Source organism: Rhodoferax sp. TH121 (genome assembly GCF_002251855.1).
Classification (GTDB): domain Bacteria; phylum Pseudomonadota; class Gammaproteobacteria; order Burkholderiales; family Burkholderiaceae_C; genus Allorhodoferax.
Window position 1 is genome coordinate 59861 of the sequence record NZ_NOXW01000016.1, and the last position, 13583, is coordinate 73443.

A 13583-nucleotide genomic window follows, 5' to 3' on the forward strand; every position below is an offset into this window, starting at 1 on the left:
AGTTCATCATAGCCAAAAGGCGTGTTTTGTATGCAATTTTTGTGCATACCTGAGCGCAAAAATGTTGAGCCGTCTTCCTGGTACCACGGGCCGTCAGCACCATGTCATGGAGCAGGTGCCGGGCGGCCAAACAAATAGCCCTGAAAGTGGGTGCAACCCAGCGCTACCAGAGCGTCGCGCTGCTCTGTGGTTTCTACACCCTCTGCAATCACTTGCAGGTGCAGGCTGTCGCCCAAGGTCACGATGGCGCGCACGATGCTGGCGCTCGAGTGGTCAAGCAGCAGGTCGTGCACAAACGATTGGTCGATCTTGAGCTGGTCCAGCGGCAGGCGCTTGAGCACATTGAGTGACGAGTAACCAGTACCAAAGTCATCCAATGAGATACGCACGCCCAGTGCTTTGAGTGCGTCCATCTTCTGAATCACTCCTCCCAGGTCGTCAATCAGCTGGCTTTCGGTCAGCTCTAGTTCCAGCCGCTCCGGTTTGGCGCCGGTCGCCTGCAAGATCGCCTGCACCTGGGCCACCAAGTCACTCTGGCGGAACTGGCGTGCACTGAGGTTGACGGCGATGGACAGCCCTGCGGTGCTTTCATGCGCTGCCCAGCGCACCAGTTGCTTGCAGGCGGTCTCCAATATCCATTCACCCAGCGCAAGAATCAACCCAGAGCTTTCGGCCACGGGAATAAATTCCGCCGGCGACACCAAGCCGCGCACTGGGTGTTGCCAGCGCACCAAGGCTTCTACGCCCACGGTTTGCCCTTGCTCGTCCACCTGGGGTTGGTAGTACAGCAAGAACTGCCGGGCCTCGAGTGCCCGGTGCAGGTCTGTTTCCAGGGCCGTGCGTGCAGTCACTTGCGCCTGCATCTGTGGGTTGAAGAAACGCACAGTGTTGCGCCCGTCTGCCTTGGCTTGGTACATGGCCAAGTCGGCCTGTTTCAGCAATTCGTCTTGGTTGGAGTCTGGGCCGCCAAACATGGCCACACCAATGCTGACGGAGGTTTGGTAGGCGTGGCCGTCCAGCAGATAGGGTTCGCTGAGTTTGCGCAGGATTTTTTCTGCCAAGTGCTGGGCGTGTACCACCGCGTCGCTCAGTGAAGTACCCAAGTCTTGCACCATGGCCACAAACTCATCGCCCCCCTGGCGTGCCAGGGTGTCCTGGGCCCGGGTGCAGGCGGAGAGCCGGGCTGCAATTTCCGTCAGCAGCAAGTCACCAACGCTGTGCCCCAAGGTATCGTTCAAGTCCTTGAAGTTGTCCACATCAATGAACAACAAGGCGCCACAGGTGTGGCTACGCTGTAGTACGGCCATTGCCTGGTGCAGGCGTTCCATCAGCAGGCGCCGGTTGGGCAGGTGGGTCAGCGGGTCATAAAAGGCAAGCTGGTGGATGGCACGCTCGGCCTGCTTTTGTTTGGTGATGTCGGTCGAAATGCCGCATAGGGCGTAAATCGACCCGTCGGGTCGGTGCAAGGGCAGCTTGATGGAGAGGTATGTGTGTTCCGGTCCGCCATCCGCGCTGCGGTTGGTCTCTTCTTCCTCCACCCGCTCACCCTGCTGCACCACGCGCAGGTCGTTGACCCGCAACTTGGCTACCGTGGCCGCATCGAAGTAATCGGCATCTGTGTGCCCCACCACTTCCTCGGGGATGGCGCCAAACAGTTCGCAGACCTTGCGGTTGGCGTATTGGTAGCGCAGCGAAGCGTCCTTGATGTAGATGAACGCGTCCACGCTGTTGAGGATGGTGTTGAGCCGGTCTTCGCTGGCGCGCAAACTGCGCGTCTTCTCGGCCACTTCGCGCCGCAAAAACCACCAAGCGCCTAGCACCAGTACGAGAAAGCCTCCCAAACTGCCCAGTGCCCACCAAACGACCTGGGGAACCAGAAATTGGGGGGGGGCTTCCATCCAGCGCTTGAGTACTTCAAAGTAGTGCGAATCATCGTCGGATTGCCAAGACTTCAAGTTGGACTCGATGGTGGCGATCAGGTCAGGGTTCCTGCCTTTGCCCGTTGCAAAAAACAACTGCGATGGCTGGAACAGCACCGGTGTGGACACTAGTTTGAAACGGGGCGCCTGCAAGTCGCCGTAAAAGCGGTTGGCCACAGCCGCGTCTACTTCGCCGCGAGAGGCCATCTGAAACGCGGCTTGCAGGCTTTCTGCAGGCACCAGCTCGGCCTGCACACCAAAACCGGCCATCAGATTGCGCAGATAGTCTTGCTGCACCGAACCTTGCAACACGGCAATACGCCGATTTTTAAGATCCAGTGCCGAGCGTATGGGGGTGTCCGGGCGGGCATAGATTTGTGACCAGCTCAGCAGCGCCGGTGTGGCGTGGAAGTCAAACAGCGTGGCCCGTTCGGGTGTGAACGCCACATCTGGCATCAGGTCGATGCTGCCGTCCTGCAGGGCGTCCAGGCAGGCTTTCCATTCGCAAGGTACCGGCACCAGCGTCCAGTCGTGGTGCTGGGCCATTTGAAGCGCCAGCTCGCCAAAAATGCCGGACGGCTGTTGCTGGTCGTTAAGGAAGATCTTGGGTTCGTTCTGGTACACGCCCATGCGTACTTCGCGTGGGTGGTCGGCATGCGCGGCACCAGCCAAGGCACACAGCCCCGCCAACACGGCCAGTGCTACCACCCAGTGGCGGCGCCCTACGGCATACAAACGGATCTTGGGCATGCATGGACCTCCTGAGGCGCATTCTGCGATGCATTCTTTGCTGAAACTTCACCGGCATCAATAGGCGAAACTGTGCACGCACCGCCCATCAATTGTCCCCAGCATAGCCCCTAGTCCATCGTCCGGGTGGGCAACGATTTGAAACCAATTCGAAGAAGCAGGCAGTGCACGCTTCATTACACTGTGCGCCGCAGGCAAAACACACAGGGAGGAAGCAAAATGCCGTTCAAGAATGGGGTCAAACGTGTCGTCGTCAACCTAACAGCTATGGCTTTGGGTCTTGCTGCAGTGGCCGGGCCTTCCCTGGCCAACCAAGAGGCCGATCACCCGGAGGTCGCCCGGTTTCCCGGGGCCCTTATCAAGAACTACGACTACAAGGAATACGAAGAATTCCAGCTTATTCTGGCCAAACCCCAGAGCATGCCTGGTGGGGGATATACCGCGGCAAAGCTGATGCCGCTGGAGGGCAAGGTCACCTACATCCATTACGAAATGCCCAAGTCGGTGTCGCCCTTGCAGGTGTTCCGCAATTACCAGTCCTCATTGCGCCGCAGTGGTTTTGCCGAGTTGTTCACGTGCGAACGGCCTTGCACCACGGAGAACCTGAGCGCATTCAGCGGTTTGATGAAGGCCCGCAAGCTGTATCTGAACTACAGCACCGACAACCAGTACCTGGCTGCCCAGCGCAACAACACCTATGTGTCCCTGTGGGTGAATGATGGTGGCGCTTGGCTGTTTGTGGTGGAGAAAGAAAAACTCAACGATGGCCTCATGGCCGTGACGGGCGAAAGCCCGATTGCCAAAGCGCTGGGAGCAGACGGCAAGGTGGATTTGTATGGGTTCCAGTTCGACACGGGCAAAGCTGTGCTGCGTGATGGCTCCAAGCCCACCCTGCAGGAATTGGGCAAAGTGCTGCAAGACAACCCGAGCCTGAGTCTGGAAGTGGTGGGCCATACCGACGATGTAGGCGGCGCAGACGCCAACCAACGCCTCTCAGAAGCCCGGGCCGCCGCAGTGGCGGACGCACTCAGCCGCCAGCACGGCATTGCCGCGCAGCGACTCAAAACCCGGGGTGTGGGCCAGACGGTGCCCTTGGCCGCCAACACCACGGAGGCTGGCCGCGCGCAGAACCGGCGCGTGGAAATCATTGCCCAATTGCCTGACACTGCCACCAAGGCGGCGCCTGCCAGCCGTGCCGCTCCTGCGGTGCAGCCCCCGACACCCAACACTGCGGCTGCTCAGCCAAGCGGCACGCCGGCGACCGAACAGCCCAAGCCACGCAATTTGTTGGAGGACGCCAACAAGGCGGTCGAAGCCGCAGGCAAGCTCAAAAACTTGTTTGGACTCTGAGCGCTGAGTTTTCTGCTCAAAGCCGGTCGGGTGAACGGTTTTGTTTGGTTGCCGAGTTTTACACTGAAAAATCTCGTTAATTTAGAGAAAAAGTCAGAGTGGACTGCTGAAAAATAGCGACAAATCATTTCATGCCTTGTGCAGGAGTCGCTATGTCCCACCCCGCCCGTTCTACTGCGTTCACCCCCATCCCGCCCCGCCTGCCCACGCCCTACCGCGCGGAAGACGAGGTCGTATCCCACCGCTTGCAGATGCTGGACGGTGCGATGGATTGGGCCCACGCCGCTCGCAGCGCCGAGCCTTGGGTGCAAGCTGTGCGCGACAACCCGCCCCCCTTCTGGGCCATGGAGAGCTTGCTCAAGGAATACCCCATCTCCAGCGCCGAGGGCCTGGCCTTGATGCGCCTGGCCGAAGCCTTGCTGCGCGTGCCCGATGCCGAAACCGCCATTGCGCTCACCACCGACCAGCTCGGCCGCGCCGACTTTGAGGCCAGCGGCGACAAGGTGCTCTCCCGCCTGTCCAGCACGGCCATTGCGCTCTCCAAACACTTTTTGCCGGATGCACAGAACGAGCCCGGTTTGATGGCCAAGCTTGGCGCCCGCACCGTAGTGGCGGCTACGCTGCGCGCGGTGCAGCTGCTGGGCCGCCAGTTCGTGCTCGGCCAGACCATGCCGGAGGCGATGAAAGAGGCCGATGTGTCTCGCAAAAAGGCAAACCTCCGGTTCAGCTACGACATGTTGGGCGAGGGCGCCCGCACCGACAAGGACGCGCTGCGCTACCTCAAGAGTTATGCGGATGCTATTGAATTCATAGCTGCTCGCGCAAACAAGACGGGCGCCCTGGCCGAAATCGATGGTATTTCCATCAAGCTCAGCGCCCTGTACCCGCGCTATGAAGACGCGCACCGCCAGGCGGTGCTGGACGAGCTGGTGCCCCGCGTCTGGACGCTGTGCGAAGCCGCGGCTGCCGCCAACATCAACCTGACCATCGATGCCGAGGAGGTGGACCGCCTGGAGCTGTCGCTCGAAGTGTTGGAAGCCCTGCTGGTGAAAGTGGCCGCGCACTGCCCGCAGTGGGCCGGACTGGGGCTGGCCATGCAGGCCTACCAGACCCGTGCGCTGGAGCTGATCGAGCACGTCACCGCGCTGGCCCGCAAATACAAAATCAAGCTGATGTGCCGCTTGGTCAAGGGCGCGTACTGGGATGCCGAGGTCAAGCGCGCCCAAGAGCTGGGCCTGCCGCACTACCCCGTGTTCACCCACAAGCACCATACCGATGTGTCGTACCTAGCCTGTGCCCGTGCGCTGCTGGCGGTGCCCGATGCGATTTACCCGCAGTTTGCCGGACACAACGCCGGCACCATTGCCGCCATCCTGCAAATGGGAGCCAAGACGGGCGCGCCCTTTGAGCTGCAGCGTCTGCACGGCATGGGCGAGGGCATCTTCCGTGAAGTGCTCAAGAACCCGCTGGTGGCCTGCCGCGTGTATGCCCCGGTGGGCGCGCACAAAGATTTGCTGGCTTACCTGGTGCGCCGTCTGCTGGAAAACGGCGCCAACTCCAGCTTTGTGCACCAGCTCGCCGACGAATCGGTGGGGATGGGCGAGCTGCTGATTTCGCCCCTGCGCCTCGAGCCACACCCCAGCTTGCCGTTGCCGGCCGACCTGTTCGGCAAGCACCCCGGCAGCCGCGCCAACAGCGCCGGCCTGGACCTGACCGTGGCCGCCATGCGCCACCCGCTGCTGTCCGCGCTGCAGACGGCGCCCGTGCCGGTGGTGCCGGAGTTTGATGTCAAAAACATCCCTGGTGCTTATGCAAGCTGCGCAAGCAGCTATCAAAAGTGGAGCAAAGTTCCGGTGGAAGAGCGCGCTGCCACCCTGCGCCGCGCCGCCGATGCGCTGCAAGCCGCCATGCCGCAGTTTTGTGCGCTCTTGGTGAAAGAAGCTTTCAAGACCTGGGGCGACGCGGTCAGCGAAGTGCGCGAGGCGGTGGACTTCTTGCGCTACTACGCGGACGAGGCGCAACGCATCATGCAGCCCATTTCATGCCCCGTCGTTGCCAATGCACAGGCCGGCTACCAATACGGCGTGACCGGCGAAACCAACACCTTGCGCCTGACTGCGCGCGGCGTGTGGGTGTGTATCAGCCCGTGGAACTTCCCGCTGGCCATCTTCATGGGTCAGGTCGCCGCTGCCTTGGCGACTGGCAATACCGTGTTGGCCAAGCCCGCCGAGCAAACGCCCGGTGTAGCCAAAGCCGCCGTGGATCTGATGGTCGCCGCCGGTGTGCCAGCAGATGCGCTGCAACTGATGCACGGCGCCGGCGAGACCGTGGGTGCCGCACTCGTCGCTCAGCCCGGCGTGGCCGGTGTGGTGTTCACCGGCTCCACCCAGGTGGCCAAAATCATCCAGCGTGCGCTGGCTGCGAAAGATGGCCCCATCGTCCCGCTGATTGCCGAAACCGGCGGCATCAACGCCATGCTGGTGGATAGCAGCGCGCTGCCCGAGCAGGTGGTGGACGCAGTGGTGCAAAGCGCTTTCCGCTCCGCCGGCCAACGCTGCTCCGCGCTGCGCTTGCTGGTGGTGCACAGCGCGATTGCGGACGGCGTCATCGAGATGTTGCAAGGCGCTGCCCAAGAGTTGCGGGTGGGCGACCCGGCGGATCTGGCCACCGACCTGGGCCCGGTGATTGACTGTGAGGCCTTTGACAACATCCAGCGACACATCAGTCGCCTGAAAAATGAATCAAAAGTGCTTCTGGAGACCGCAGTATCTGCGCGAACAGCTCCTGAAAAGATAGCAAACCTGATTGCCCCCCATGCCTTCGAGGTGCCCAGTATTGCCGACGTAAAGGCCGAAATCTTCGGTCCAGTGCTGCAGGTGGTGCGCTGGGATGGCGATCCGGCCGAAGTGATCGCCCAGATCAACGCGCTGGGCTATGGCCTCACGCTGGGCATCCAGACCCGCATCGACAGCCGCGCCCAGGCGCTGGCCGCTGCGGCCCATGTGGGCAACATCTACATCAACCGCAACATGATTGGTGCCGTGGTGGGCGTGCAGCCCTTTGGTGGCGAGGGCCTGAGTGGCACCGGCCCCAAGGCGGGCGGTCCGCACTACCTGTACCGCTTCTGTGCGGAGCAAACCCTGACGGTGAACACTACGGCGGCTGGGGGGAATGCGGCGTTATTGGCCAGCATGCACTGAGCGCTGGGGCTGCACGAGCCTAGGTTCGCGTGGCCACCCAGTCGGCCAACGCCTCGGCCGTCATGGGCCTGGCAAAAAAGTAGCCTTGTGCATAGTCGCAACCGGCCTGCACCAGCAGGTCGCGTTGCTGGGCGGTCTCCACACCTTCGGCCACCACTTGCAGGCCCAGTGCATGGGCCATGGCCACCATGGCTTTGCACAGCGTGAAATTGCTGGACGCTGGTTGCAGGTCGCGTACAAAAGACTGGTCAATCTTGATGAAGTCGATGTCGAACTTCAGCAGGTACGACAGGGAGGAGTAGCCCGTGCCAAAGTCGTCCAGCGCCACCTGCAATCCGGCATCGCGCCATTCCAGCAGCTTGGCGGTCACGCTGTCGTTGCTGTCCAATAGCACGCCCTCGGTAATTTCGATGGACAGGGCGTCGCCTGGCAGGTTCAGCGCTGCCAGACGCCGCACCCAGTTGGTGTCGGGCGAGTGGCTGTGTTGGAACTGCACCGGTGAGGTGTTGATGCTGATCTGGAAATGGGGCGCCAGGCTGCGACGCCAGGCTTGCACCTGCAACACCGCTTGTTCAAACACCCAGTCGCCCATGGGCACGATCAGGCCGCTGGTTTCTGCCATCGGGATGAAGGCGGCCGGGCTGATCAAGCCTCGCTCGGGGTGCTGCCAGCGCAGCAGGGCTTCGGCTTTGTGCACGGCACCATTGGCCAGCGCCACGATCGGCTGGTAGAGCAGCTGCAGCTGTTGCAGGCCCATGGCGTGGCGCAGGTCGTTGGTCAGGCGGGCGCGGGTCAGGGCCGCCTCCTGCAGGGCCGGGGTGAAAAAGCTGAAGCGGTTGCGCCCCGCGTCCTTGGCCACATACAAGGCTTGGTCGGCGTTTTTGTACAGTGCTTCGACCTCGGTGCCATCGGCCGGATAGAGCGTGACGCCCACGCTGGCCGACACAAACACCTGCTCCTGCCCCAGTTGAAACACTTGGGCCATGGTCTGCAGCAGTTTGTGCAGCAGGTGCTCTAGGTTGGTGTCGGGTGCCAGCTCGGTCAGCAGCACGGTGAACTCGTCACCGCCCATGCGGGCCACGGTGTCGCACTCACGTACGCACTGGCGCAGGCGCTGAGCTGCTTCCAGCAGCAGCAGGTCGCCGTTGTCGTGGCCCAGGGTGTCATTCACTTCCTTGAAATGGTCCAAGTCGATGAAAAGAATCGCCAGTTGCAGGCCGTCGCGCCGGCTGCGTTTGATCTCCTGCTCCAGCCGGTCACGCAGCATGCGGCGGTTGGGCAGGCCGGTCAGGGGGTCGAAGTAGGCGTGCTGGCGTACCAGCGCTTCGGCGCTTTTGCGGTCGGTGATGTCAGTGTGTGTACCGATCATGCGCAGCGGGCGACCCTGGTCATCGCGGCTGATTACCATGCCCCGCGTGTGTACCCACTTCCAGCTGCCGTCCTTGCACTGCACACGGTGTTCGTTGGAGTAGGTTGGCGTCAGACCGTCAAAGTGGGCCTGGCGGTCCTGTTGCATGGGGGCCAGATCGTCCGGGTGGGTGCGTTGGTCCAGCTCATCGGGCCGGTTTGCCAGTTCGTCCTCGGTAAAACCGTACATCTCCACCAGTCGTTTGCTGAAGTACTCTCGCCCGGTGGCAATGTGCCAGTCCCACACGCCATCGCCCGTGCTTTCCAGCGCCAGTTTCCAGCGCTCTTCACTGTCGCGCAGGGCAGCCTCCGCTGCTTTGCGCTCCGAGATGTCGGTGTGGGTGCCAATCATGCGCAGCGGCTGGCCTTGGGCGTCTCGGCTGACCACGGTGCCCCGGGTGTGGATCCATTTCCAGCTGCCATCTTTGCAACGCAGGCGCAAGTCCGCCGCGTAGCTGGGGCTGCGGCCTTGCAAGTAGTTGGTAAAGGCGGTGCTCACCGTGGACAAGTCGTCCGGGTGTACACGGCTCACGAATTCATGGTTGGCGTGGGCAATTTCGCCGACCTCATAGCCCAGCATTTGTTGCCAGCGCTGGGAATGGATTTGCTCGCCGGTGACCAGGTTCCAGTCCCACGCTCCAGCGCCAGAGCCCTCCAGCGCCAGTTTCCAAAGGTTGTCGCTGTCGTCTTCGTCTTCAAACTGGGAGCCGCTCCACGCCCGGAACCGGTGGGGCAGGTGCAGCGCCTCCAGTGCAGAGGTCGTCGTTTCGGCGGTCGGGGGTTGGGGGTCAGAGTCTGGAATCACGGCACCGGCCTGCACAGTGGCAACGGGCAGTCGCCCATCAATTTTTTGACTCTAACGCAAACTGCGTGCCACCGCCATCGTGGCTTGCCCTCTGTACGGGGGCGTGGGCGCGCACTGAAATAAGGGTGGCAAAGGCCGTTGATTGACCCGGTGGTCTGCGGAGCCACCCCGTAGACTGGATCCGTTCCGCCGTTTGCCCCTGCCGCTTCCCCTTATCGCCATCCGTTGGAGCTTCCATGACATCCAAAAAACCAACCTCCAGCACAGAGGCCCTGGCCATGCTGGGTGACCGCGTCCTACTCAGCTACATCTGCCTGGCGGCGGTGCTCAGCATCGCCTTGGGCGTGAATTTTGTCGACTCGGGCCTGGCCCTCACTGTGACACTGCTCCTGCTGGCGTTAGCCTTTGCCGTCTTCGGATTGGCGCGCTACACCGTGGCCAGCCGCTTTGTGCTGACCTTTGTGCTGGTGTCTTTTGTGGCCTTGCACATCCAGCTGGCGCGTGGCATGTCGGAGATGCACTTTGGTGTGTTTGTGGCGCTGGCGCTTTTTCTGGTCTATCGCGACTGGCGCGTCATCATCTTTGGCGCGGCCCTGTTCGCGGTGCACCACGTGGCATTTGACCGCCTGCAAGCCGCTGGCTTTGGCTTGTATTGCATCACCGAGCCGGACTTGGGTCGCATCGTTATTCACGCGCTGTATGTGGTGACCCAGGCGGGGGTGGAGTCTGTGATGGCGGTCAATATGGCCCGCGCCGCACGCGAAGGGGACGAATTGCGCATTCTGGTCGCCCAGGTGAACCGGGAAGACAGCATTTCACTCAACGTGCGCAATACCGTGACCAGCACCCGTGGCGGTGATTCGCTCAAGGCCACGCTGGGCCGCATGGAAGCGGCCGTGGCCGCGGTGCGCAGCAGCTCCGCCAGCATCGAGGTCGCTTGCTCCGAAATCGCCAGTGGCAACCAGGACCTGAGCAACCGCACCGAGCAAACGGCGGCGAATTTGCAGCGCACCGCCAGCAGCATGGGCCAACTGACCGGTGCGGTCAGCCTTTCTGCTGACAATGCCCGCCAAGCCAACTCTCTGGCCATGGCTGCCAGCGAAACTGCCTCCAAGGGCGGTGAAGTGGTCGCCCAGGTGGTGCAGACCATGCAGGGCATCAACGACAGTTCCCGCAAGATTGCCGACATCATCAGCGTGATCGATGGCATTGCCTTTCAGACCAACATTCTGGCCTTGAACGCTGCGGTGGAGGCTGCGCGAGCTGGTGAACAAGGACGCGGTTTTGCCGTGGTGGCCAGTGAGGTGCGGTCCTTGGCTGGGCGCAGCGCTGATGCTGCCAAGGAGATCAAACAGCTCATCAGCGCCAGCGTGGAGCGGGTAGAGCAGGGTAGCGCGCTGGTCAACCACGCGGGGGAAACCATGACCGAGGTGGTGGGCAGCATCCGCCGAGTGACTGAAATAGTGGGGGAGATCAGCGCTGCCAGTGCTGCCCAAGCCAGCGGGGTGGCCGAGGTTCGCGATGCGGTGGCCCAAATGGACCAAGCCACCCAACAGAATGCAGCGCTGGTGGAGGAAATGGCCGCTGCCGCGGGCAGCCTGCGCAGCCAAGCGCAGGACCTGGTGCAAACGGTGGCGGTGTTTCACGCTTAAACCCGGTATTTCGCGCGATTGGCATGCAAAATGCCAAGGAGTAACCGGAGTGCCCCGCGTGGAGGGTTCTCCATAACTGGGATGTCGTAATGGAAACAGTGCAATCGGGTCGCCGGGCCTGGGGTGTGGGGGCCAAAGTTTCGGCCAGTGTGTTGGTGTTGGTGGGCGCATTTTTTGCACTGCTCATCACGGTCATCGGGTATTCGCTGGGCAAGGTCATTGAGGACCGAGCCAACAGTGAAGTGGCCGAAAAAACCAAGCTGGTGGTAGATCTTGTCGATGAGTCGGACAAGGATTTGCGCAGCCGTACCAATGGTTTGGCCAAGGCCTTTCAAAGCAACCTGAGTGGCACATTTACGCTGGAAAGCACCACCATCGACATTGCGGGCAAAGCCACCCCTGCGCTGGCATTGAATGGCCAGCCGCTGAACCTGCAATTTGATTTGGTCGACAAGTTCACCGCCAGCACCGGAGCCGTGGCAACCGTGTTTGCCAAGACTGGGGATGACTTTGTGCGCATCACGACTTCCCTGAAAAATGAAAAGGGTGATCGTGCCGTGGGCACCTTGCTGGACCGTGCACACCCGGGCTACAAAGCCACCCTGGAAGGGGGCAGCTTTGTGGGCTTGGCGACCTTGTTTGGCCGCCAGTACATGACCCGCTACGACCCCATCAAGGATGCCAGCGGTGCTGTGGTGGGCCTGTCCTTTGTGGGGCTGGACTTTACCGAGTACCTGGTCAACCTCAAGGCTACTTTGCGAGCCCTCAAGATCGGCAAGACTGGCTATTTTTATGTGCTGGACGCGCGGCCCGGCAAAAGCTACGGGACCCTGATTGTCCACCCGGCAGCGGAAGGTCAAAACCTGCTGGACACAAAGACACCGGACGGGCGTGAGTTCATCAAGGAAATGCTGGAGCAGAAGGACGGTTTTATCCGCTACCCCTGGATCAACAAGGAATTGGGTGAGACTCGGGCGCGTGACAAAGTGGTCGCTTTCTCGTATCTGAAGAACTGGAACTGGGTGATCGCTGGCGGCACTTATGTGGATGAGTACACCGCTGAAGTGCGGCAGCTGCGCAATCTGTTTGCGGGTATTGGTGTGCTCATGGTGCTGCTCACCGCAGGTGCGGTGTATCTGGTGTTGCGCAATATGGTGAGCCGCCCCCTGGCCCTGGCCAGCGATGCTGCGCAGCGCATTGCCCAGGGCGATTTGACGGTGCAGCTGGAGTCCCGTAGCGGCGACGAAATTGGCCAGCTCACGGCGGCAATGAACCAAATTGGCAGCGGCCTGACACAGGTGGTGCAGGCGGTGCGCCAGGGGGCAGAAAGCGTGTCGACGGCCAGCTCCGAGATTGCCCACGGTAACCAGGACTTGTCTGCTCGCACCGAGCAGCAGGCGAGCGCATTGCAACAAACCTCGGCCAGCATGGATGCCCTGGCCCACACCGTGCGGCAAAACGTGGACGGAGCTCAGCAGGCTAACTCGCTGGCGCAAAGTGCGTCGAGTGTGGCCGAACGGGGCGGTGCTGTGGTGGGGCAGGTGGTGGAAACCATGAAGGGCATCAACGAATCGTCCGCCAAGATTGCCGACATCATCAGTGTGATCGATGGCATTGCCTTTCAGACCAACATCCTGGCCTTGAACGCTGCGGTGGAGGCTGCGCGAGCTGGTGAACAAGGACGCGGTTTTGCCGTGGTGGCCAGTGAGGTGCGGTCTTTGGCAGGGCGCAGCGCTGATGCCGCCAAGGAGATCAAACAACTCATCAACGCGAGTGTGGAGCGGGTGGAACACGGCACCGCCTTGGTCGATCAGGCGGGCGCCACCATGACCGAGGTGGTAGACAGCATTCGCCGGGTGACCGAGATCATGGGCGAGATCAGTACCGCCAGCTCCGCTCAAAACGAAGGCGTGGCGCAGGTGGGGCATGCGGTTGCGCAGATGGACCAGGCCACCCAGCAAAATGCCGCGCTGGTAGAGGAAATGGCCGCGGCTGCAGGCAGTTTGCGCACCCAAGCGCAGGAGCTGGTGCAAACCGTAGCCGTCTTCCGTGGCAACACGGCCGGTGCCGGAGGCCCTGCACCTGCGCTGGCTGCGGCTCCGGCGGCTGCGCCGCGTCTGCTGGCCGGTGGCTTGGGCATCAGCCTCGACAACGCCATCAAGGCCCACGCCGACTGGCGCTCCAAATTGCGCCTGGCCGCGCAACGCCACGAAAGCCTGGATGCAGAAACGGTGAGTCGCGATGACTGCTGTGAATTGGGCAAGTGGCTGCACGGGCCGGGAGCCAGTGGCAAATGTGGCGCTGCACCCAGTTTCAGCGCGCTGATTCAGGCCCACCAAAAGTTCCACATCGCTGCTGGCCAGGTGGCGCAAACGATCAACCAAGGGCAAGTCGCACGCGCGCAAGACATGCTGGGCAACGGTACGCCGTTCTCGGACGCGTCCTCTACGGTCACCCGCCTGATCGTGCAACTGAAGAAAGAGTGCGGCGCCGCTTGAGC

General features: G+C 61.8%; 6 protein-coding genes. 4 read left to right on the top strand and 2 right to left on the bottom strand.

Features of this window, described 5'->3' with window-relative positions:
• Positions 1 to 104 precede the first annotated feature (104 nt).
• A complete protein-coding gene (locus CHU94_RS02345; protein ID WP_094476368.1) occupies positions 105 to 2669 on the bottom strand; it encodes an EAL domain-containing protein in 2565 nt (854 codons plus the stop codon).
• A 219-nt stretch (positions 2670 to 2888) separates the two neighbouring features.
• On the opposite strand from CHU94_RS02345, the gene CHU94_RS02350 reads away from it, so the two are divergent.
• Together CHU94_RS02350 and CHU94_RS02355 are read left to right on the top strand one after the other, a co-directional pair.
• Entirely contained in the window at positions 2889 to 4019 is a 1131-nt protein-coding gene (locus CHU94_RS02350) for an OmpA family protein (RefSeq protein WP_094476370.1), read from the top strand.
• A 152-nt stretch (positions 4020 to 4171) separates the two neighbouring features.
• A complete protein-coding gene (locus CHU94_RS02355) occupies positions 4172 to 7219 on the top strand; it encodes an L-glutamate gamma-semialdehyde dehydrogenase (RefSeq protein WP_094476372.1) in 3048 nt (1015 codons plus the stop codon).
• A gap of 19 nt (positions 7220 to 7238) precedes the next feature.
• Here CHU94_RS02355 and CHU94_RS02360 read toward each other — a convergent pair whose 3' ends face one another.
• Complete coding sequence (locus CHU94_RS02360; RefSeq protein ID WP_141211361.1) at positions 7239 to 9431, bottom strand: bifunctional diguanylate cyclase/phosphodiesterase; 2193 nt, start codon at positions 9429 to 9431, stop codon at positions 7239 to 7241.
• A 236-nt stretch (positions 9432 to 9667) separates the two neighbouring features.
• On the opposite strand from CHU94_RS02360, the gene CHU94_RS19630 reads away from it, so the two are divergent.
• A complete protein-coding gene (locus CHU94_RS19630; protein WP_303396082.1) occupies positions 9668 to 11083 on the top strand; it encodes a methyl-accepting chemotaxis protein in 1416 nt (471 codons plus the stop codon).
• 89 nt (positions 11084 to 11172) lie between these two features.
• A complete protein-coding gene (locus tag CHU94_RS19635; protein ID WP_094476377.1) occupies positions 11173 to 13581 on the top strand; it encodes a Cache 3/Cache 2 fusion domain-containing protein in 2409 nt (802 codons plus the stop codon).
• The last annotated feature ends 2 nt before the right edge of the window (positions 13582 to 13583 follow it).

What these genes read in the sequence shown, in the direction of transcription:
- CHU94_RS02355 (WP_094476372.1), top strand. Translation starts at nt 4,172, where the DNA reads ATGTCCCACCCCGCCCGTTCTACTGCGTTCACCCCCATCCCGCCCCGC.
- CHU94_RS02345 (WP_094476368.1), bottom strand. Translation starts at nt 2,669, where the DNA reads ATGCCCAAGATCCGTTTGTATGCCGTAGGGCGCCGCCACTGGGTGGTA.
- CHU94_RS19630 (WP_303396082.1), top strand. Translation starts at nt 9,668, where the DNA reads ATGACATCCAAAAAACCAACCTCCAGCACAGAGGCCCTGGCCATGCTG.
- CHU94_RS02350 (WP_094476370.1), top strand. Translation starts at nt 2,889, where the DNA reads ATGCCGTTCAAGAATGGGGTCAAACGTGTCGTCGTCAACCTAACAGCT.
- CHU94_RS19635 (WP_094476377.1), top strand. Translation starts at nt 11,173, where the DNA reads ATGGAAACAGTGCAATCGGGTCGCCGGGCCTGGGGTGTGGGGGCCAAA.